The 19095-nt window shown below is 74.9% G+C and carries 18 protein-coding genes; 10 read left to right on the top strand and 8 right to left on the bottom strand.

What is annotated here, in order from left to right; genetic code table 11:
* A partial coding sequence (locus tag ABLM29_RS01805; RefSeq protein WP_349711860.1) for an ATP-binding protein occupies positions 1 to 2010 on the bottom strand: 2010 nt, incomplete at its 3' end.
* 102 nt (positions 2011 to 2112) lie between these two features.
* Here ABLM29_RS01805 and ABLM29_RS01810 point away from each other — a divergent pair.
* The 5 genes from ABLM29_RS01810 to ABLM29_RS01830 all read left to right on the top strand — a co-directional run bounded on the left by ABLM29_RS01810 (position 2113) and on the right by ABLM29_RS01830 (position 7209).
* Positions 2113 to 2502, top strand: coding sequence for a VOC family protein (locus tag ABLM29_RS01810; RefSeq protein ID WP_349711862.1), 390 nt, complete (start codon positions 2113 to 2115; stop codon positions 2500 to 2502).
* 46 nt (positions 2503 to 2548) lie between these two features.
* Positions 2549 to 3202, top strand: a complete 654-nt coding sequence (locus ABLM29_RS01815) for a DUF305 domain-containing protein (protein ID WP_349711864.1) — start codon at positions 2549 to 2551, stop codon at positions 3200 to 3202.
* A gap of 253 nt (positions 3203 to 3455) precedes the next feature.
* The gene (gene helR, locus ABLM29_RS01820) at positions 3456 to 5627 is read left to right on the top strand and encodes an RNA polymerase recycling motor ATPase HelR (protein WP_349712158.1); all 2172 of its coding nucleotides are present in this window, start codon (positions 3456 to 3458) and stop codon (positions 5625 to 5627) included.
* A gap of 81 nt (positions 5628 to 5708) precedes the next feature.
* Entirely contained in the window at positions 5709 to 6731 is a 1023-nt protein-coding gene (locus ABLM29_RS01825) for a DUF2804 domain-containing protein (RefSeq protein WP_349711865.1), read from the top strand.
* Positions 6732 to 6798: 67 nt separating this feature from the next.
* Positions 6799 to 7209: a hypothetical protein gene (locus ABLM29_RS01830; protein WP_349711867.1), complete on the top strand. Its 411-nt coding sequence runs from the start codon at positions 6799 to 6801 to the stop codon at positions 7207 to 7209.
* A gap of 9 nt (positions 7210 to 7218) precedes the next feature.
* On the opposite strand, the gene ABLM29_RS01835 is transcribed toward ABLM29_RS01830, so the two are convergent.
* Complete coding sequence (locus ABLM29_RS01835) at positions 7219 to 7947, bottom strand: sulfite exporter TauE/SafE family protein (RefSeq protein WP_349711869.1); 729 nt, start codon at positions 7945 to 7947, stop codon at positions 7219 to 7221.
* Positions 7948 to 8123: 176 nt separating this feature from the next.
* Positions 8124 to 9029 carry a LysR family transcriptional regulator gene (locus tag ABLM29_RS01840; RefSeq protein WP_349711870.1) on the bottom strand — a complete coding sequence of 302 codons (906 nt, stop codon included), beginning with the start codon at positions 9027 to 9029 and terminating at the stop codon, positions 8124 to 8126.
* Between the two features lie 142 nt (positions 9030 to 9171).
* Here ABLM29_RS01840 and ABLM29_RS01845 point away from each other — a divergent pair, with 142 nt between their 5' ends.
* The gene (locus ABLM29_RS01845; RefSeq protein WP_349711872.1) at positions 9172 to 10521 is read left to right on the top strand and encodes an MFS transporter; all 1350 of its coding nucleotides are present in this window, start codon (positions 9172 to 9174) and stop codon (positions 10519 to 10521) included.
* A 10-nt stretch (positions 10522 to 10531) separates the two neighbouring features.
* Positions 10532 to 12205 carry an amidohydrolase gene (locus tag ABLM29_RS01850; RefSeq protein WP_349711873.1) on the top strand — a complete coding sequence of 558 codons (1674 nt, stop codon included), beginning with the start codon at positions 10532 to 10534 and terminating at the stop codon, positions 12203 to 12205.
* A 179-nt stretch (positions 12206 to 12384) separates the two neighbouring features.
* On the opposite strand, the gene ABLM29_RS01855 is transcribed toward ABLM29_RS01850, so the two are convergent.
* From ABLM29_RS01855 to ABLM29_RS01865, 3 genes are all read right to left on the bottom strand, one after another.
* Entirely contained in the window at positions 12385 to 13062 is a 678-nt protein-coding gene (locus tag ABLM29_RS01855; RefSeq protein ID WP_349711874.1) for a hypothetical protein, read from the bottom strand.
* A gap of 55 nt (positions 13063 to 13117) precedes the next feature.
* Complete coding sequence (locus tag ABLM29_RS01860) at positions 13118 to 14518, bottom strand: lytic transglycosylase domain-containing protein (RefSeq protein ID WP_349711875.1); 1401 nt, start codon at positions 14516 to 14518, stop codon at positions 13118 to 13120.
* 168 nt (positions 14519 to 14686) lie between these two features.
* Positions 14687 to 15664, bottom strand: a complete 978-nt coding sequence (locus ABLM29_RS01865) for a zinc-binding dehydrogenase (RefSeq protein WP_349711877.1) — start codon at positions 15662 to 15664, stop codon at positions 14687 to 14689.
* A 188-nt stretch (positions 15665 to 15852) separates the two neighbouring features.
* On the opposite strand from ABLM29_RS01865, the gene ABLM29_RS01870 reads away from it, so the two are divergent.
* From ABLM29_RS01870 to ABLM29_RS01880, 3 genes are all read left to right on the top strand, one after another.
* The gene (locus tag ABLM29_RS01870; protein ID WP_349711878.1) at positions 15853 to 16038 is read left to right on the top strand and encodes a hypothetical protein; all 186 of its coding nucleotides are present in this window, start codon (positions 15853 to 15855) and stop codon (positions 16036 to 16038) included.
* Positions 16039 to 16100: 62 nt separating this feature from the next.
* Positions 16101 to 16544 (top strand): helix-turn-helix transcriptional regulator, encoded by a 444-nt coding sequence (locus tag ABLM29_RS01875; RefSeq protein WP_349711880.1) that lies wholly within the window; start codon positions 16101 to 16103, stop codon positions 16542 to 16544.
* A gap of 5 nt (positions 16545 to 16549) precedes the next feature.
* Positions 16550 to 16960 carry a VOC family protein gene (locus ABLM29_RS01880; RefSeq protein WP_349711881.1) on the top strand — a complete coding sequence of 137 codons (411 nt, stop codon included), beginning with the start codon at positions 16550 to 16552 and terminating at the stop codon, positions 16958 to 16960.
* Between the two features lie 332 nt (positions 16961 to 17292).
* On the opposite strand, the gene ABLM29_RS01885 is transcribed toward ABLM29_RS01880, so the two are convergent.
* Entirely contained in the window at positions 17293 to 17934 is a 642-nt protein-coding gene (locus ABLM29_RS01885; protein ID WP_349711883.1) for a LuxR C-terminal-related transcriptional regulator, read from the bottom strand.
* Positions 17898 to 19043: a sensor histidine kinase gene (locus ABLM29_RS01890; protein WP_349711885.1), complete on the bottom strand. Its 1146-nt coding sequence runs from the start codon at positions 19041 to 19043 to the stop codon at positions 17898 to 17900. The genes ABLM29_RS01885 and ABLM29_RS01890 overlap by 37 nt, the downstream gene beginning before the upstream one ends.
* Positions 19044 to 19095 lie beyond the last annotated feature (52 nt).

The raw sequence follows: 19095 nt of genomic DNA on the forward strand, positions 1-19095 counted from the left end.
ATGGGCCCGCCCGCGGTGCCGCCGCCCCGCGGCCGCCCAGTGCCGGGCGACCTCGGGCGCCCGCCGGTCGGCGTCCGGGGCGGTCTCGACCAGCCCGGCCAGGGTGGCATGCATCCGCTCGCGCCGCGACGGTGGCAGCGCGCCGTACGCCGTCTCGCGGACCAGCGCGTGGGCGAATCGGAAGCGGTCGTCGCCGAGGTCCTGGAGCAGGTCGGCAGCGAGGGCCGGCTCGAGCAGGGCCAGCACCGCGTCCTCGCCCGAGCCGAGGGCCTCGGCGAGCAGGCCGAGGTCGAACTCGCGGCCGATCACCGCCGCGGCCGTGACCGTCTCGGCGGTGCGGTCCGGCAGCTGGGCGATCCGACGGTCGACGACGGCGGCGACGGTGGCCGGCACCTGGTCGAGCAGGTCGTCGAGGTCGGCGTGCTCGTCGCGGGCCAGCCGCCCGTACTCGATGAGGAAGAACGGGTTGCCGTCCGTCCGCCGGTGCAGCGCCTCCATGAGCGCCGGATCCAGCGCCGGGTCCAGCGCCCGGTCGGTCTCGCCGGTGACCGCCGCCAGCAGCCGGGCGGTCTCGTCCGCGGAGAGCCCGGCGACCTCGAGGTCGGTGGCATGCCGCCGCGCCAGTGCCTCGGCGGCCTCGGCCAGCGGGCGGATCCGCTGGCGGGCGCCGCGCCGCCACGTGCAGACCACCATCAGCCGACCGGCGTCGAGGTGGGCGGCGAGGTGGCGGAGGACCCGCAGCGAGGAGGCGTCGGCCCAGTGCAGGTCCTCGAGGCCGAGCACCACGGTGCCGTCGCGGGCCAGGTCGGTGAGCAGGACGCGGATCGACTCCGCGAGCGCGAACCGCGCGGCGTCGTGGTCGGCCCCGCCGACGCCGGCGACCGCCTCGCCGAGCGCCTGCAGCCACGGCCACAGCGGGGGTGCGTCCTCCTCCTGGGAGCACCGCCCGACGAGCACCAGGGCGCCGGCGTCCCGGGCCCGGGCGGCGAACTCGGTCCCGAGCCGGGTCTTGCCGGCCCCGGCCTCGCCCCGGATGGTGACGAACTGCGGCACGCCGCGGTCCGCCTCGGCCAGCGCCGCCTCCAGCACCCCGAGGTGGGCGTCGCGGCCGACCAGCGGCCACTCCGGCAGCACCAGGCGGGCGGGCACCGGCTCGGCGTGCGGCGTTCCCGCGGTGAGGTCGGGGGCGGCGCCGCCGGCGGACCCGTCGGTCGCCGGGGGTGCTGCCGGCAGGTCGTGGCGAAGGATCGCGGTCTGCAGCTCGTTGACCGCCTGGGAGGGCTCCAGGCCGAGCTCGTCGTCGAGCGCGGCGCGGAGCCGGTCGAGGGCGGCGAGCGCGTCGGCCTGCCGGCCGCCGCGCGCCAGCGCCACCGCGAGCAGGGTCCACGGCCGCTCCCGGAGGGGGTGCTCGGCGGTGAGCGCCTCCAGCTCGGCCGCGGCCTCGGCGTCTCGGCCGAGTGCCACCAGCACCGTTGCCCGGTCCTCGCGGGCCAGGGTCCGCAGCTCGGCGAGTCCGGCGCGCTCGGGGACGACGAGGTCGGTGTCGGGCAGGTCGGCGTACGGGGTCCCGCGCCACAGCGCCAGCGCCGCCTCCAGCCGGGGGAGCAGCGCGTCCAGCGCCGCCGGGTCGTTCGCGACCGGGACCGTCCGCCGGGCCAGGGGGCCGAGGGTCGCGTGCGCCTCGCGCACGGCGGCGGCGAACTCCGCCGCGTCCACGCCGGCGCGCAGCAGGTAGCCGCCGTCCACGCTGACCAGGTGGGTCGACGCGCCGCGCGCCGCGAGGCCGGGCTCGAGCAGCCGGCGCACCGCCGAGACGTAGGTCTGCAGGGTGCCCGCCGCGCTGGGCGGGGCGTCGGCGCCCCACAGCGCCTCGATCAGCGCGTCCCGGCCCACCGGGCGGCCGGCAGCGAGCGCCAGCGCGGCGAGCAGCGCGCGGTGCTTGCCGGTCTGGATCTCGATCGCCCGCCCGGCATCGGCCACGACCGTACGGCCGAGCACGCCGACCCACATGGCGGGAGCATAGGCGCGCGGGAGGGCGCGCGGCATCCACCATCTGCGGGCCGCGGTCCCGCTCGCGGGCCGGGTGTCGGTGGTCCGGTGCACGCTGGTCGTATGACCTCCTCCGCCACGCCCGTCACCGGGTTCATCGCGTTCACGATCGACAGCCCCGACGCCGTCCGGTCCGCCGAGTTCTACGCCGCGCTGATGGGCGGGGAGGTGACGGGGAGGTACCCGGAGTACGGCTACGCCCAGATGCAGGCGCTGGACACCACGCTGAACTTCCAGAGCGTGGCCGACTACGGCCGCCCCGAGTGGCCGGGCCAGGCCCACCCGCAGCAGTTCCACCTCGACCTGCGCGTGGGCGACCTCGAGTCGGCGACCGCCCACGCCGTCTCGCTCGGGGCCGAGGTCGCCGCCGAGCAGCCGGAGGGCGCCACCTGGCGGGTGATGATCGACCCCGACGGGCACCCGTTCTGCCTCTGCCCGCCGAGCGAGGCCTGAGGTCGCCCGCCTCCGCCTCGGTTGTGCGGCGACGTAGGTTGGCCGCGTGGTGGGCGACGGGTCGCGGCGGCGAGGGCTGGGGGTGCTCCTGGTGGGGCTGCTCCTCGCCGTCGCGGCATGCTCCGGGGGGAGCTCGGCGGACGGGGCCGGCGAGAGCGGTGGTGGCGGGGGCGCCTCCGCGACGGAGCACAACGAGGCCGACGTCGAGTTCGCCACGGCCATGATCCCGCACCACGCCCAGGCGCTGGTGATGGTCGACGTGCTCCGCGGTCGCACCGACGACCCAACCCTGGAGCAGCTCGCCATCGACATCCGCGAGGCCCAGGCCGCCGAGATCGAGCAGATGGTCGACTGGCTCGTCGCGTGGGACGAGGAGATCCCGGCGACGATGCGCGACCACGTCAACGGTGGCCACGGCATGGGCGACCTCGACCACATGGGCGACGCGATGGAGGGCCTGGAGGACGACCTGCCCGGGATGATGGACGGCGACGACTTCGACGCCCTCGCGGACGCCGACGTGTCCGGGTTCGAGGCGATGTGGCTGACGATGATGATCGACCACCACGAGGGCGCCATCGAGATGGCCGAGACCGAGCTGGACGAGGGGCAGTACCGCCCGACGCGGCGGCTCGCGTCCAGCATCGTGAAGTCGCAGACGGCCGAGATCGAGCTGATGCGGGAGCTGCTCGGCACCTGATGCCCGGAGCGGAGTGCGGGGGAGCCCAGGAATTGGCGAAGGCCCCGCAAGCGGGGCCTCCAGTACCAAGGTATAGCGGCAACCGGGGCTTGCGGCAAGGCCCCCGGGCGGGTGCAGAATCCCCGTTCGCCGCCGCCCGCGGCGATTCTCCGGAAGCCCGCTAGACCACTGGGAGCCGACCCTGACCGTCCCGCCGTCCGCCTCAGCCTTCGCCCTGCCCGCCCGCCTCGCCGCCAAGGCCGACGCGCGGCTGATCGCGGCCGACGAGGCACACCTCGCCGCCGTCGCCGCCAGCCTCGATCACGCGGTCGCCGAGCTGACCGACCGCCTCGACGCCGTACGACGGGAGGCCGGCGGCTCCGCGCAGGACGTGCTCGAGCGCGACCACGAGGTGCGCCGCACCGTCAGCCGGCTGCGCACGCTCCGCCGCTTCGGGATGGACCTCTGCCTCGGGCGGATGGTCACCGAGGACGGGAGGATGGTCTACGTCGGCCGGTCCGGCCTCGCCGACCGCGACGGCGGCCGGCTGCTCGTCGACTGGCGCTCGCCCGCCGCCGAGCCGTTCTTCGCCGCCACCCACGCCCGGCCGATGGGCGTGCGGACCCGCCGCCGGTACCGGTGGACCGGCGGGCGGATCACCGACTACTGGGACGAGGCGCTCACGCCCGACGCCGCGGGCGACCCGGTGGCGCTGGACGAGGACTCCGCGCTGATCGCCAGCCTCGGCGCCAGCCGGTCGGCGCGGATGCGCGACGTGCTGACCACGATCCAGGCCGACCAGGACGCGATCATCCGGGCCGACTCCCGCGGCGCGCTGGTCGTCGACGGCGGCCCCGGCACGGGCAAGACGGTGGTGGCGCTGCACCGGGCGGCGTACCTGCTCCACGCCGATCCGCGCCTGGGGCGCGGCAGCGGCGGGATCCTGGTCGTCGGCCCGCACCAGCCCTACCTCGCCTACGTGGCCGACGTGCTGCCCAGCCTCGGCGAGGAGGGCGTGCGGACCTGCACGCTGCGCGAGATGGTGCCGGGCGGCGCCGCCCTGCCCGCCGAGCCGCATCCCGAGGTGGCTCGCCTCAAGGCCGACGCCGCGATGGCGGACGCGATCGAGCCGGCGGTCCGCCTCTACGAGGAGGCGCCGACCACGGGCCTGCTCGTGGAGACGCCGTGGGTCGACCTCCGGCTCGGCGCCGCCGACTGGGCCGAGGCGTTCGGGGCCCCGGACCCGAGCACGCCGCACAACGAGGCCCGCGAGCGCGTGCTGGAGGAGCTCGTCCAGATCCTGGTGGACACGTACGTCGCGGCGCTCGAGGAGCGGGTGTACGCGCGGGACCTCGAGGACGGCGAGCCGGACGACGGTCAGGATGCGCCGGGGGACGAGGGGGAGGACGACGCCGCGCCGGTCGCGCCCGAGCGCCTCCGGGCCGCCCTGTTCCGGCACCCGGCGATCCTCGACGCGCTCGGCGGGGCCTGGCCCACGCTCGACCCCGAGGACCTGGTCGCCGACCTGTGGGAGGTGCCCGCCTACCTGCGCCGGTGCGCCCCGCACCTGACGCCCGAGCAGGTCCGCCTGCTCCGGCGCGACGATCCCCGGGCCTGGACGGCGGCCGACCTGCCGCTGCTCGACGCCGCCCGGCTCCGTCTCGGCGACCCCGACGCGTCGCGTCGCGCCCGGCGGCGCCGCGAGGCCGAGGCGGCGCAGCGCGCGGAGATGGACCGGGTCGTCGAGGACCTGGTGGCCAGCGACGACACCGAGATGCGGGTGATGTCGATGCTGCGCGTCGACGACCTGCGCGGCGCCCTGGTCGACGAGTCCGCCACACCCGGGAACGACCCCGACGAGCTGGCCGGGCCGTTCGCCCACATCGTCGTCGACGAGGCCCAGGAGCTGACCGACGCGGAGTGGCGGATGCTGCTGCGGCGCTGCCCCTCCCGCAGTGTGACGGTGGTCGGCGACCGCGCGCAGGCCCGGCACGGCTTCACCGAGACGTGGGCCGAGCGGCTCGCGCGGGTCGGGATGGACCGGGTCGAGCAGGCGACGCTGAGCATCAACTACCGCACGCCGGAGGAGGTGATGATCGCCGCCGCGCCGGTGATCCGGGCGGCACTGCCCGACGCCAACGTGCCCACCTCCGTGCGGCGGTCCGGGGTCCCCGTCGCCCACGGCGACGCCGGCGACCTCGCCGCGGTGGTCGAGGAGTGGCTCGCCGCCCACGACGAGGGCGTCGCGTGCGTCATCGGCGCCCCCGGCTTCGCGGAGCGGCCGCGGGTCCGCTCCCTGACCCCCGAGCTGGCCAAGGGCCTGGAGTTCGACCTGGTGGTGCTGGTCGACCCCGACGCCTTCGGGGAGGGCATCGAGGGCGCCGTGGACCGGTACGTCGCGATGACCCGCGCCACCCAGCGGCTGGTCGTGCTCACCTCGGCCTGACCGGCGGCGAGGGACGCCCTAGGCTCCGCTGGACCGGGTGGAAGAGGAGACCGGGCGGACGAGGAGAGGGAGCGAGCAGCGATGGGCAGCACCGTGCGGGTGACCGAGACCGAGCTGACGGCGCCGGTCGACCTGACCGACGCCCGGGGCCGGCTGAACGCCGCCGCGGTCGGCTGGACCCGGGTGCCGCTGCACCGCACGGACGGCGTCGGCCGCGGCTGGTACGGCCGGGGCCGCAACAAGCGCTGGGAGTACTGGGCGATCACCACGCCGACACACGTCGTGGCGCTGACCGTCTCCGACATCGACTACGCCGCCGTCAACGCCGTGTGGGTCCTGGACCGCGCGTCGGGGGAGGAGATCGGCGCCGACGCGCTGGGTCCGCTCGGCCGGGGCACCCAGCTGCCCGGCACCCTCGGCGCCGGACCGGTCAGCGCCCGGGCTCGGTCGCTGAGCATCGACCTCGAGGAGGTCGACGGCGGCACCCGGCTGCGGTGCCGCACCGACCGGGTCGAGGTCGACGTGGTCGCGCACCGCCCCGCGGGGCACGAGTGCCTCGGCGTGGTCGTGCCGTGGAGCGACCGGCTCTTCCAGTACACGGTCAAGGACGTCGCCCGCCCCGCGAACGGCCGGATCGTCGTGGACGGCCGGGGGGTCGACGTACCGGAGGGTGAGGCGTGGGCGACCCTCGACCACGGCCGGGGCCGCTGGCCGTACGCCGTGGAGTGGAACTGGGGCGCCGGGTCGGGGCGCACCGACGGCCGGGTGGTCGGGGTGCAGGTCGGCGGGAGGTGGACCGACGGCACCGGGTCGGTGGAGAACGCGCTGCTGGTGGACGGCCGGCTCACCAAGATCAGCGAGGAGCTGGTCTGGACCTACGACCCCGCCGACTGGCTGCGGCCGTGGCGGGTCGCCGGCGAGGACGTGGACCTCACCTTCACCCCCGAGCACGTCCGCGAGGACCGCACCGAGCTCGGGCTGATCTCGTCCCGGACGCACCAGGCGTTCGGCACCTGGGCGGGCTCGGTGCGCGCGACCGACGGCGACCGGGTGCGGGTCGATGGCGTGTTCGGGTGGGCCGAGGAGGTCCGGCAGCGCTGGTAGGCCCCGGACTCTGTCCCGATCCCACGATTCCCGGGCCGGGGCGGCGAACCATCGGCACACTGAGCCGGTGGACCAAGTTCGAATTCTCGGGGTCGACGAGCTGGACAGCGGGTGGGAGGACCACCTACCGCGCTTCCGCGTCTACCTGCACGGCAGCGGCGACGACACGACCGCCGGCTGGACGCACGCCTACGACGTCACCGGGGCCGATGCGCTCCAGGTGATCGACTGGGCGCAGCGCCAGGCCGCCGACACCCTCACCTTCGCCGTCGCCCTGGTGGTCGACGACAAGGACCAGGGCCGCGGCCTGGTGTGGCTGGTCGGCATGGACGGCAACGACATGGTCACGACGGCCGCCCAGGAGGACGCGCAGCGGCGGATGCTGCTGCGGCGCTGGCTGCCCGTCGGCGTACCCGTGGCCGACCGGATCCCGTACGACGCCTTCGACCCGTTCGGGAAGCAGAGCGACCTGCGCTGAACCGCGCGCTCAGGCGCCGGCGACGGTGATCGCGCCGGCGGCCATCACCAGCGCCACGACCGCGGAGCGGAACACCCCCGCGGGGAGCCGCCGGGCGATCGCGATGCCCGCCTGGTTGCCGACCAGGGCGACCGCGAGGCAGCCGGCGAGCATCGGGCCGACGGCGCCCGTGCGCAGGTCGGCGTAGTGCCACAGCAGCACGAGCGAGGCGAGGTTGGCGATCAGGAAGTAGCCGGCCAGGTCGGCGATGAAGCCCAGCTGGGGGATGCGCGCCCGGCTCAGCAGCAGCACCGCCGGCGGGCCGTTGAGCGACGTGGTGGTGCTGAGGTAGCCGCCGACCGCACCCGCCGCCAGGGTCGCCCGCGCCGAGGGGGCGGCGGGCTCGCGGCGCGTGGGCAGCGCCATCGCGATGCCGCAGATGATGGTGAGCACGCCGACGGCCGGCTTGAGGTAGTGCTCGGGGAGCATGCTCACGGTCAGCGCGCCGACCCAGGCGCCCGGGATCGCGGCGCCGCCGAGGAGCAGCACGCGGCGGCGGTCCATGTGGGCGCGCAGCTGGACGGCGGCGGAGAGGCGGGTGACCAGGCCGACGACCAGGTTGATCACGACCGCCTCGGTGACGTCGACGCCGACCATCAGCATCAGCGGCGTGGCGACCAGGGCCGCGCCGAAGCCGGTGGCGCCACCGACGATCGCCGCGAACCCGACGCAGATCATCGCGGCCACCAGGACTGTCACGGGAGAAAGTTACGTGCTGGTGACATCGGCCATCAACGCCGAATAGATGAACTATCTATTCGCTTTGACTGAACAGTGCTGGATCATCCGGCGCGGTGCCGGGTCGTGTGCCTGAGGCCCCGGCAGGGCGATGCCTGGGGCACACGACCCGCCCCTCGGGCAGGCAGGCGCGGCCGCTACTCCAGGTCGTGGCGGAAACCGCTGATCAGCCGGTCCCGGATCAGCGCGGCGACCGGGTTGAGCGTGCCCTGGGCGGCCCAGGCGAGCCCGCGCACCCGCTCGGTGCTCACCACCTCGGTGGTCAGCAGCGCCAGGCCGGCCTGGCGGGCCCGGTGGTGGGTGGTGACCGTGTAGCCGACCTGCGCGTGCACCAGCCCGGCCACCGTCTCCTCGACCGAGCTCTGCAGCGCGATCGTCGGCGAGAGGCCCGCGCGCCGGCAGAAGTCCTCGGCGATGGTGCGCAGCACGAAGCCCGGGGTGAACGTCACCAGCGGGATCTCGGCGAGCTCCTCCGACGCGACCGTGCGGCCGGTCGCGGCGAGCGGGTGGTCGGGTGCGACCGCCACGCACGTCGGCTCGGTGTCCAGCTCGACCGCCGCGACCTGGGTCGGCGGTGAGCCGACCGGCCAGGCGACGATGGAGAGGTCGAGGTCCCTGCCCTGCACGGCGCGGACCAGCTGCTCGACGGTGGTCTCGGTGAACTCCAGCTCGACGGCCGGGTGGTCGCGGTGGAAGACCGAGATCGCGTGCCAGATCCGCTGGTTGACCACCCCGGCCGGGAGGCCGAGGCGCACCTTGCCGCTGGTCAGGGCGCCGGCGGCCTGCACCGCGTCCTGCATCCCGTCGAGGTCGGCGAGCAGACGCGTCGCGTGGTCGACGAAGGTCCGGCCGGCCGGGGTGAGCCGGACCGCCCGGGTGGTCCGGTCGAAGAGCCGTACGCCGAGGACGGACTCGACCCGCTTCACGTACTCGCTCATGCTCGCCCGCGAGATCCACAGCGCCTCGGCGGCCCGGGCGAAGCTCGCCTGCTCGGCCACCTCCAGGACCGCGCGGAGGTCGCGCACTTCCAGCTTGGTCTCCACGGGCGTCGCTCCTGACCTCGGTGAAACCCCCGACCGACTGTTCGGTCTGGACAGATACTGTATTCGCTCGTTCGATCTTGATGAACGATGCGGCGCGCGCCATGCTCGACGCCCGTCATTCCCCTGCAGGACGGAGATCCCCGTGGCCACCGACCCCGCCCGCCCGGCGGCCGACAGGTCCACCCGGCGACGGCTCTACGCCGCCGGCGCGGTCGGCACCACCCTCGAGTGGTACGACTTCGCGATCTTCGGGACGATGGCCGCGCTCATCTTCGACGAGCTGTTCTTCCCCGACCTCGACCCGGCCGTCGGCACGATCGCCGCCTTCGCGACCTTCGCCGCCGGCTTCGTGGCCCGCCCGCTCGGCGGCCTGGTATTCAGCCACTACGGCGACCGCCTCGGCCGCCGCGGCGCGATGGTCGCCTCGATGATGCTGATGGGCGTCGCGACCGCGGGGATGGGCCTGCTGCCGACGTACGCCTCGATCGGGATCGCCGCGCCCGCCCTGCTGACGGTGCTCCGGTTCGGTCAGGGACTCGCGCTGGGCGGCGAGTGGGGCAGCTCGGCCGCGCTGCTGGTCGAGCACGCGCCCGACGGTGAGCGCGGCTCCTACAGCCGCTGGGTGCAGTTCGGCGGCGTGCTCGGCCCACTGCTGGCCATGATCACCGTGGTCGCGCTGTCGCTCGGCCTGAGCGAGGCGCAGTTCGAGGGTTGGGGCTGGCGGCTCCCGTTCCTGTTCAGCGCCGTGCTCGTGGTGGCCGGCCTCTACCTGCGGCGGACGCTGCCGGAGGCCCCCGACTTCGAGCCGGCCCACGACGGCGACGGCCGGTCCGGCCTCCCCGTGATGGACGCGATCCGCAACCAGCCCCGCAGCCTGGCGCTGGTCTTCTTCATGCACATCGCCAGCTCGACGATCGCCTTCACGGTCGCGGTCTACGTCCTCTCCTACACCACCGACGAGCTCGGGATGGACCGCGACGCCGTGCTGATGCTGGGCATCCTCGTGATGGCGGTGATGGTCTGGCCGAGCATGCAGGTCTCCAGGATCTCCGACCGTCTCGGCCGCCGGCCGCTGTTCCTCACCGGCAGCCTGCTGCTGGCCGCGATCGCCTTCCCGTTCTTCTGGCTGCTCGACACGCGCAACCTCGCGCTGATCGGTGTCGCCCTGCTCCTCGGCAGCGTCACCAACGCGATCATGTACATGACCGGCGGCGTCTTCTTCATGGAGCTCTTCCCCGCCGAGTACCGCGCCAGCGGTGCTTCGCTGGCCGTCCAGGCGGCCACGGTCGTCGCCGGCGGCACCGCGCCGATGATCGCCGCCTCGCTGCTGGCGTGGAGCGGCGGCGAGAGCTGGGCGATCTCGGCGTACCTGCTGGTCATCGCCCTGGTCGCCTCGGCGGCCGCGTTCCTCGCGCCGGAGACGGCGCACACCCCGGCGGCCGCGGAGGTCGAGCGGGGAGCCGGTGCGCCGGCCGCCGTCACCGGTGTGTGAGGCTGCCGCGGTGGAGAGCAGCACGCCGACCGACCTGATCACCGTCTACCCGGCGCGCCGGGTGATCACGATGGAGCCGGGCAACCCGACCGCGACCGCCGTCGCGATCCGGGGCGGTCGGATCATCGAGGCCGGCACCGTCGAGTCGATGCGGCCGTGGCTGGACGCCCACCCGTACGTCGTCGAGGACCGGTTCGCGGACAAGGTGATCCTGCCGGGCTTCGTCGAGCCGCACCTGCACCCGCTGCTGGCGATGCTGATCCTCACCTGCCGGATCGCCGCGCCGGAGGAGTGGCGGCTCCCCGAGGGCGTGGTGCCCGGCTGCCCGGACCGCGACTCCTACCTCGCGCGGCTGCGCGCGTACCTGGCCGAGGAGCCCGCCGAGCCGCTGCTCACCTGGGGCTACCACCCCGGCTGGCACGGCCGGGTCGGCCGCCCCGAGCTCGACGAGCTGGCCCCGGACCGCCCCGTGGTGGTCTGGGAGCGCTCCGCGCACGGATTCCTCCTCAACAGCGCCGCCCTGGAGTGGCTCGGCCTGGACCGGGAGACGGCCGAGGCCGAGTCCCACGGCCGGGTCGACTACGACCGCGGCCACTTCTACGAGACCGGTGTGACCCCGGTGCAGACCCGCCTGCTGCCGCACGTCGGCACCCCGGAGCGGATCGGCGCGGGGATGGCCCGCACCGCCGCGATGGTGCACGCGGGCGGGGTCACCACCTGCGGCGACCTGGCCACCGGCAGCTTCCTCGGCGTCGACCTCGAGGTGGCGCTGCTCGCGGGCGCCTACGAGAACGAGCAGACGCCGTTCCGGACCTTCCTGGTGCCGTCGGTCGGGCACTTCATGACCCTGAACGGCGAGGACCTGGAGACCACGGTCGACCGGATCAAGGCGCTGGAGGGCACCGGCAGCCACCGGCTGCGCTGGCTGAAGGCGGTCAAGACGTTCGCCGACGGGGCGTTCTTCTCCCAGGCCATGCACCTGTGCGAGCCCGGCTACATCGACGGCCACGAGGGCGAGTGGATGACCGAGCCCGAGGAGCTGCTGCGGATCGCGCGGCCGTTCTGGGAGGCCGGGTACGACTTCTACATCCACGCCAACGGCGACCGCGGCATCGACGCCGCGCTCGACGTGCTCGCCGACCTGGCCACCGCGCACCCCCGCGCGGAGTTCCGCTACGACCTGCAGCACTTCGGCGTCTCCCGGGAGGACCAGGTCACCCGCCTGGCCCGCCTCGGCGCGTCCGTCTCGGTCAACGGCTACTACCTGCACCTGCTCGGGGACAAGTACGCCGAGGAGGGCCTCGGCGCCGAGCGGGCGAACCAGATGACCCGCGTCGGCTCCCTGGTCCGCGCCGGCGTCCCGGTCTCGCTCCACTCCGACCTGCCGATGGGCCCGGTGCAGCCGCTGCTGGCGGTCTCCACCGCGGTCACCCGGCAGTCCGCGAGCGGCACCGTGCGCGGCGAGCACCAGCGGGTCACGCTCGAGCAGGCGCTGCGGGCGATCACCATCGACGCCGCCTGGGCGCTCCACCAGGACCACGAGCTCGGCAGCATCGCCGCCGGCAAGCGGGCGGACCTGACGGTGCTCGACGAGGACCCGTACGACGTGGAGCCGGCCGCGATCCGCGACATCGGCGTGCACGCCACGGTGTTCGAGGGGACGGTCTTCCCGGTCGGCGTCTGACCCGGGCATCCGAAAAACCCCGACCCGCGAGTTGGGGGTTGGCGACACCCGAGTTGCGGGTTGGCGACACCCGAGTTGGGGCTCGACGACGTCCGACCTGCGACCTCGCTGGTCGTTCAGCCGGGATTCGACGGTCGGCAACCCCCAACTCGAGGGTCGGCAACCCCCAACTCGGGGGCTCAGCGGTTGGCGGCGACCCGCTCCGCGAGGCGGACGGCGGCGTGCCGCACCAGGTCGGCCTCGGCCGGGTCGGCCGCGGCCTCCTGCGGGACCAGGCCGGCGAGCAGCCCGGCGGGCTGCGTCAGCCAGATCCAGGCCTTCCACGGGTCCATCCGTGCGGCGAGCAGCGGCTCCAGCACCGGACCCAGCTCCGGGCGCAGCTCGCCCTCGTCATCGAGCTGGAAGCCGGGGACCAGCGTGAGCCCGTCGTGGGCGATCACCAGCAGCTGGTGCCGCTCGGCCGCCTTGTGCACCGCGAACCGGGTCGCGTTGACGGAGGCGCCGCGGAGGCCGGCCAGGTACTCGTAGGTGTGGGCCGGCGTCGTCAGCAGGTGGGCGCGCAGCCGGGCCTCGCGGCGCAGCTGGACCAGCGCGATCGGGACCGCGTGCGTCGGGTCGTCCCCTTCCGCGTGCAGCACCCGGTCCAGCTCGGCGAGCTGGTCGGCGGTGAGCGGCTCGCCCGTGGCCGGGTCGCGCCAGCGCACCACGCCGCCCAGGTCGCGCTCGAAGGTCGGGAGCCCGGCGCCGGCCAGGTAGTCGGCGAGGCCGAGCTCCTCGAGCCACGCGGCCAGCCGCTCGCCCGTCTCCCGGGCGCTCGTCACGCGCGCGGGCGAGCAGCCCGCGGGGTCGGTGCACATGCGCCAAGCGTGCCACCGCCGGGGCGGCGCCTCCCAACCGCGGGCCGCGGTGCGGTCAGTCGGACGGGCTGCCGTCGACCGCCGGCTGCGGGTCGATCTCCGGCGCCGTCCCGGTCGTCTCGTCGGTGGGCTGACCGGCGGGCTCCTCCGTGTCGTCCTCGGTCGGCTCGTCGGTGGGGGCCCCGGTGGCGTCGTCGGTGGGCTCGTCGACCGGGGGGCCGGTGGGGGTCGGCGTGGGCGTGGGGGTCGGCGTGGGGGTGGGCGTCGGCGTAGGGGTGGGCGTCGGCGTCGGCGTCGGCGTCGGCGTCGGCGTGGGCGTCGGGGACGGGGTCTGCGACGCGATCACGATCGCCTCCTGGCCGAACTTCGCCGGCTGCAGGACGTCCGGGGAGCCGTTCGGCCCGGTCGCCGGCCCGGTCGGGGACCCGTCCGAGCCGGGGGTCGTCGTACCGACCGGGAGCCGGACGGGGACGCCGGGCGTGAGGCCGTCGGCGATCCGGTCCGGGAGCCCGTCGGGGACGGTGACCGGGCCGGGGTCGGGCAGGTTCCGCTCGTCCTTGGCGTAGTGCCGGGCGACGCGGATCACGAGGTCGGCGTACCCCTGCGCCGGGTTGTAGCGCACCAGGGCCGCGTGCAGCTCCTTGCGCTGCTTCAGGTCGTCGCCGGGGCCGCACAGGGTGACGCCCGCGGCGAGGGTCGCGTCGTCGAGGTCCTGCGGGTTGCGCTGGCCGTCCCCGTCCGCGTCCACGCCGACCACGGACCACTGGGCGGGGGTGAGCTGCATCGGCCCCATCGCCCGGTCCCAGCGCTCGTCGCCGTCGAGGGTGCCGCGGTCGGTGTCGGGCACCCGCATCGGGGTGGCCCGGCCGTTGAGCGCGACGCTGGTCAGGGCCGGCTTGAGCACCCCCCGCGGTGAGATCCGAGCCCCGTCCACGCCACCGTGGTCGGACTCGACGCGACCGATCGCGGCGAGCACGGTCCAGTCCAGGTGGCACCGGGCGGCCGCGGCGTCGAGCACCTGCTCGGCCCGCTGGTAGGCGATCAGGGCCAGCGGGGGGACCGCGTCCACCGGCTGCGGACCCGCGGCGCGGTCGTAGGGGCGGGCTTCGCTGCGCTGGCGCTGCACGCGCACCACGCCCGGCTTCCCGAAGCGGACGGCGGGGGAGTACGTCGGCGCGGACGGGTCCGGCTCGACCGGCTCCGTCGGCTCCGTGGGTGTCTCCGACTCGGCGCTCTCGACCACCGCCGGGTCCGGCGGACTGGGGCTCGGCGCCGTACCGGCCAGCGTGACGAGCGACGCGCCGCCGGCCACGGCGGTGGCCGAGAGCGCCATCGTCGCGGAGAGGACGAGCGCCGCGCCCGTCAACCCACCGGCCGGAAACGGCGCCCGGCCCCGGCGCGAGGACGGCTCGCGCTCGGGGTCCTGGCGGCTGCGGGTCGGGTCGGCTGGCGTCATCGTCTCTTCAGTGAGGGTCCGGAGGTCCCCAGTCTGGGTTGCGGAGCGTCCGCCGTCTAGGCCATTGGGCGCTCTCCTCACCCATTACAGGTATGTCATCCAAGCGTTCCAGACCAGGGTCCTCCGGCACCCGTGCCCCCGCCGACCGGAGGCCGAGCTGCCGCTCCCTCAGGCGCGCAGCAGGATCTTGCCGCTGCGCCCCGGCAGGAAGTTCGCCGCCGCGGCCGCGCGCGCCTCCTCCAGCGGGTAGGTGGCCTCCACCGGCAGGGTCAGGGAGCCGTCCGAGGCGCGCTGGATCAGCTCGCCGAACAACGTGAGCTGCTGGTCGGCCGGCATCGACGCGGCCACCTTGCTGCCCCAGAAGCCGCGCACCACGGCCTCCTTGAAGATTAGGTCGCCCGAGGAGAGCTCCAGGCGCGGGGAGTTCATCGCGCCGAAGACCACCAGCGTCCCGCCGTCGGCGAGCAGCGCCAGCACCTCGCCCGCGGCCTTGCCCCCGACCGAGTCGACGCCGGCCCTGATCGGGGCGCCGCCGGTCAGCTCGGCGACGCGGTCCGCCCAGCCCTCGGACTCGGTGGAGACGATGTTGCCGATGCCGTGGCCGGCGAGCTCGTCGACGCCGGCGTCGCGTCGTACCAGTCCGACGACGTTGATGCCGCGGGCCGCGGCGAGCTGGGCCACCATCCGGCCGACGGCGCCGTTCGCGGCGTTCTGGAGCAGCCAGTCGCCGGCCTCGAGGTCCAGGGACTCCAGCAGACTGATCGCGCTGAACGGCATCGCGACGAGCTGCGCCGCGACCTCGTCCGGCAGGCCGGGCGGCACCGGGATCAGGCCGGCGGCCTTGGTGACGACGTACTCGGCCCAGGCGCCGAACGCACCGGCCGTGGCCACCCGCTGGCCGGCCTCCAGGCCCTCGACGCCCTCGCCGACGGCATCGATGACGCCGACCAGCTCGGTGCCGGCGCGCGCCGGCAGCTCGGGCTTGTAGCCGTACTGGCCGCGCACGGTCCAGAGGTCGTGGTTGTGGATCGGGGCCAGGAGCATCTTCAGCCGGACCTCGCCCGGCCCCGGCTCGGGGGTGGCGACCTCCTCGACGTCGAGGACGTTCTCCGGCTCTCCGAACTCCTGGTGCACGACGGCGCGCATGATGCTGATCCTTCTGGTGGGGGACGGGTGATCGGTTGGTGCAACCGGCCGCCGCTCCCGGCCATTCCGACGGGGCGCCGTGACGAATCTCGCCGGCGTCGGGCGGCGGCCGCCCGACGCGGGGTTACCGTGGGAGCGGCGGTCCGGAACCGGCCCGCCGAACCGCAGAGACGATCGGGGGTGTGCCGATGATCGACCCGAACGAGTACGGCACGGAGACGTTGCCGCTCACGGACGCGGACCGGCCGGCCGAGGAGCCGGAGATCCCGGACCCGGAGGCGGTCTCCGACGAGCTGGTGGAGCCGGCGCTCGACGCCGACGACCGCGAGGTGGTCGACCCCGACGAGCTCGGCGAGGCCGGCCTCGGCGGTTGAGCCTGGATGAGCGGCGCCCGGATCCCTGCCGGAGCCCGCCCGGGCCGTGCCAGGATCTCCGCGTGGAGAGCGAGCAGGGTCGTCGGTTGCGCGACCTGGCGCAGCTGCGCCGGGTCCGGGACCGGATCGACCGTGAGTACGCGCGACCGCTCGACGTGGAGGCGCTGGCGCGCGGCGCGCACATGTCGGCCGGCCACCTGAGCCGCGAGTTCAAGCGGGCGTACGGCGAGTCGCCGTACAGCTACCTGATGACGCGGCGGATCGAGCGTGCGATGACCCTGCTGCGTCGCGGCGACCTCAGCGTGACCGAGATCTGCTTCGCCGTCGGCTACGGGTCGCTGGGGACGTTCAGCACCCGGTTCACCGAGCTGGTCGGGATGTCGCCGAGCGCCTACCGGGAGCGCGCCGCGTCCGGCGCCGGCGGGCTGCCGCCGTGCGTGTCGAAGCAGGTGACGCGGCCGGTCAGGAACGGAGAAGCGCCCCACGTCGATCCGCACCTAGCGTGAGCGGCATGAGCCTGATCATCCACTACGCGTTCGTCCCCCACACCGACCCCGAGGCGTCGCTGGCCTTCTACCGCGACGTGCTCGGGTTCGAGGTCCGCCAGGACGTCGGCTACGAGTCGATGCGCTGGATCACCGTCGGCCCGCCCGAGCAGCCCGAGACCGCGATCGTGCTGCACCCGCCGGCCGTCGACCCGACGATCTCCGACGAGGAGCGCCGGGTCGTCCTCGAGCTGATGGCCAAGGGCAGCCTGGGCGCGGTGACCCTCGCCAGCGACGACCTCGACGCCACCTTCGCGAAGATCGAGGCGGCGGGCGCCGAGGTGCTGCAGGAGCCGACCGACCAGGACTACGGGGTGCGCGACTGCGCCTTCCGGGACCCCTCGGGGAACCTGGTCCGGATCAACCAGCTGGGCTGACGACCGCCCTCGCCACGTCACATGGATCTTGGCCCCATTTCGGGCAGAAAAGGGGCCGAGATCCATGTGACGTGGGCCTGTACGGCGGCCCCGGAAACGTGCGGAATCAGTGTGTCGCGGCTCACCTCGCGCCGATTTGGACACCACAGACTTCGGGCGCATTCTGATCCCGCAGCGAACGCGACGCCCGCGACGCCCGTCGGGGCGCGTCGCGGGCGCCGTGCCACCAGACTCCGGAGCCAGCCCCACACCGGCTCCGGTCCCGCCCGGGCGCCTCGGCCAATGTCCCGAGATCGAGGCGCCCGGGACCCACGGGCGAACGCCCGGCGCGCTCAGACCCGCAGGTACTCCAGGACCGCCCGCACGCGGCGGTGGCCGTCGACGTCCGCGGGCAGGTCGAGCTTGGTGAAGATGCTGTTGATGTGCTTCGCGACGGCCTTCTCCGACACCACCAGGGCGGTCGCGATCCCCGCGTTGGCGCGGCCCTCGGCCATCAGCGCCAGCACCTCACGCTCCCGCTCGGTCAGCCGGGCGACCGGGGAGTCCTGGCGGCGGTCCAGGACGGCGGCGACCACCGAGGGGTCCAGCACGGTGCCGCCGTCGATCACCCGGCGCAGCGCGTCGACGAACTCGGCGACGTCCGCGACGCGGTCCTTGAGCAGGTAGCCGACGCCGCCCTGGCCACTGGCCAGCAGCTCGCGGGCGTAGAGCTGCTCGACGTACTGGGAGAGCACCAGGACCGGGAAGCCGGGCCGCGCCTCCCGGGCCGCGATGGCCGCGCGCAGGCCCTCGTCGGTGAAGGTCGGCGGCATCCGTACGTCGACGACGGCCGCGTCCGCGTCCGGGTCGGCCAGCGCGCGCTCCAGTCCCGGCAGGTTGTCGACCGAGGCCGCCACCTCGAAACCCTTGGCGCGGAGCAGCTGCTCCAGGCCGGCCCTCAGGAGCGCGTGGTCTTCGGCGAGGACGATGCGCACGGGACCTCCCACCTGACCGTGGTCGGCCCGCCGGGTGGGCTCGACACCTCCATCGTGCCGTCGAAGGCGGCCAGCCGGGCCGCGATCCCGCCGAGCCCGGTGCCGGCGCCGGGGACCGCGCCGCCGCGCCCGTCGTCGCCCACCTCGCCGTGCAGGACGCCGCCGTCGTGGCGCAGGGTGACCCACGCCTGCGTGGCGCGGGCGTGCTTGCCGATGTTGGCCAGGCACTCGGCGACCGCGAAGTAGACGGCCGACTCCACCGGCGGCGGCAGCCGGTCCGGCACCGCCACCGCGACCTCGACCGGGATCGCCATGTCCAGCGCCAGCGCGGAGACGGCACCGCCGAGGCCGCGGTCGGCGAGCACCGGCGGGTGGATGCCGCGGACCACGCCGCGCAGCTCCTGCAGGGCGCTGGACGAGGTCGACCGGGCCTCCCGCACCAGGCGCCGGGCGGCGTCGGGGTCGTCCTCGAAGAGGTCGTCGGCGAGTCCGAGCCCCAGCGCCACGGCCGCCATCCGCGCCTGCGGACCGTCGTGCAGGTCCCGCTCGATCCGGCGCAGCTCGGTCGCCGAGTGGTCGACCACCGAGGCCCGGGACTCGGTCAGCGCGTCGACGCGGCGCTCCAGGCGCTCGGTGCGGCCGGTGCACAGGACGGCCCGGTCGACCGTCGCGCGCAGCCGCATCAGCGGGACCGCGCCGTACCACCAGATCGGCAGCGTCACGACCGCGACCATCAGCACCACCACGACGAGCGACATCACGAAGCCGAGGGTCATCGCCCAGAGCATCCACAGCAGGTCACGCCAGGTCGCGGGGTCGGCCGCCCGCGCCCGCAGGCCCGCCAGCGCCCCCGCCGGGACGGGCAGGTACGGCGACGGCAGGGTGCCGCCGAGGATCCGGGACGCGATCGCGCGCTCGGCTCCGGCCAGGCCGCGGGCGGCGGGGAGCACCGCGATGAGGAGCGGGATGCCGACCCAGACGACCACCAGCACGGCGCTGACGACGCAGAGGACGAGGACGAGGACGACGACGGGGAGGAGGAGGACCTGCAGGGCCGCGTAGCCGGTCACCGCCAGGCGGCCGGCCCCGGGCTGCGCGTGCTCGTCCACCGGGCCATCCTCCCGCGAACCACGCGCGGGTGCAGTGGTGCTGGCACCACCG

Origin of the sequence: Nocardioides sp. YIM 152588 (genome assembly GCF_040191335.1) — a bacterium.
Taxonomy (GTDB): domain Bacteria; phylum Actinomycetota; class Actinomycetes; order Propionibacteriales; family Nocardioidaceae; genus Nocardioides.

What these genes read in the sequence shown, in the direction of transcription:
- ABLM29_RS01870 (WP_349711878.1), top strand. Translation starts at nt 15,853, where the DNA reads ATGATCGACCCGAACGAGTACGGCACGGAGACGTTGCCGCTCACGGAC.
- ABLM29_RS01810 (WP_349711862.1), top strand. Translation starts at nt 2,113, where the DNA reads ATGACCTCCTCCGCCACGCCCGTCACCGGGTTCATCGCGTTCACGATC.
- ABLM29_RS01860 (WP_349711875.1), bottom strand. Translation starts at nt 14,518, where the DNA reads ATGACGCCAGCCGACCCGACCCGCAGCCGCCAGGACCCCGAGCGCGAG.
- ABLM29_RS01865 (WP_349711877.1), bottom strand. Translation starts at nt 15,664, where the DNA reads ATGCGCGCCGTCGTGCACCAGGAGTTCGGAGAGCCGGAGAACGTCCTC.
- ABLM29_RS01880 (WP_349711881.1), top strand. Translation starts at nt 16,550, where the DNA reads ATGAGCCTGATCATCCACTACGCGTTCGTCCCCCACACCGACCCCGAG.
- ABLM29_RS01855 (WP_349711874.1), bottom strand. Translation starts at nt 13,062, where the DNA reads ATGTGCACCGACCCCGCGGGCTGCTCGCCCGCGCGCGTGACGAGCGCC.
- ABLM29_RS01825 (WP_349711865.1), top strand. Translation starts at nt 5,709, where the DNA reads ATGGGCAGCACCGTGCGGGTGACCGAGACCGAGCTGACGGCGCCGGTC.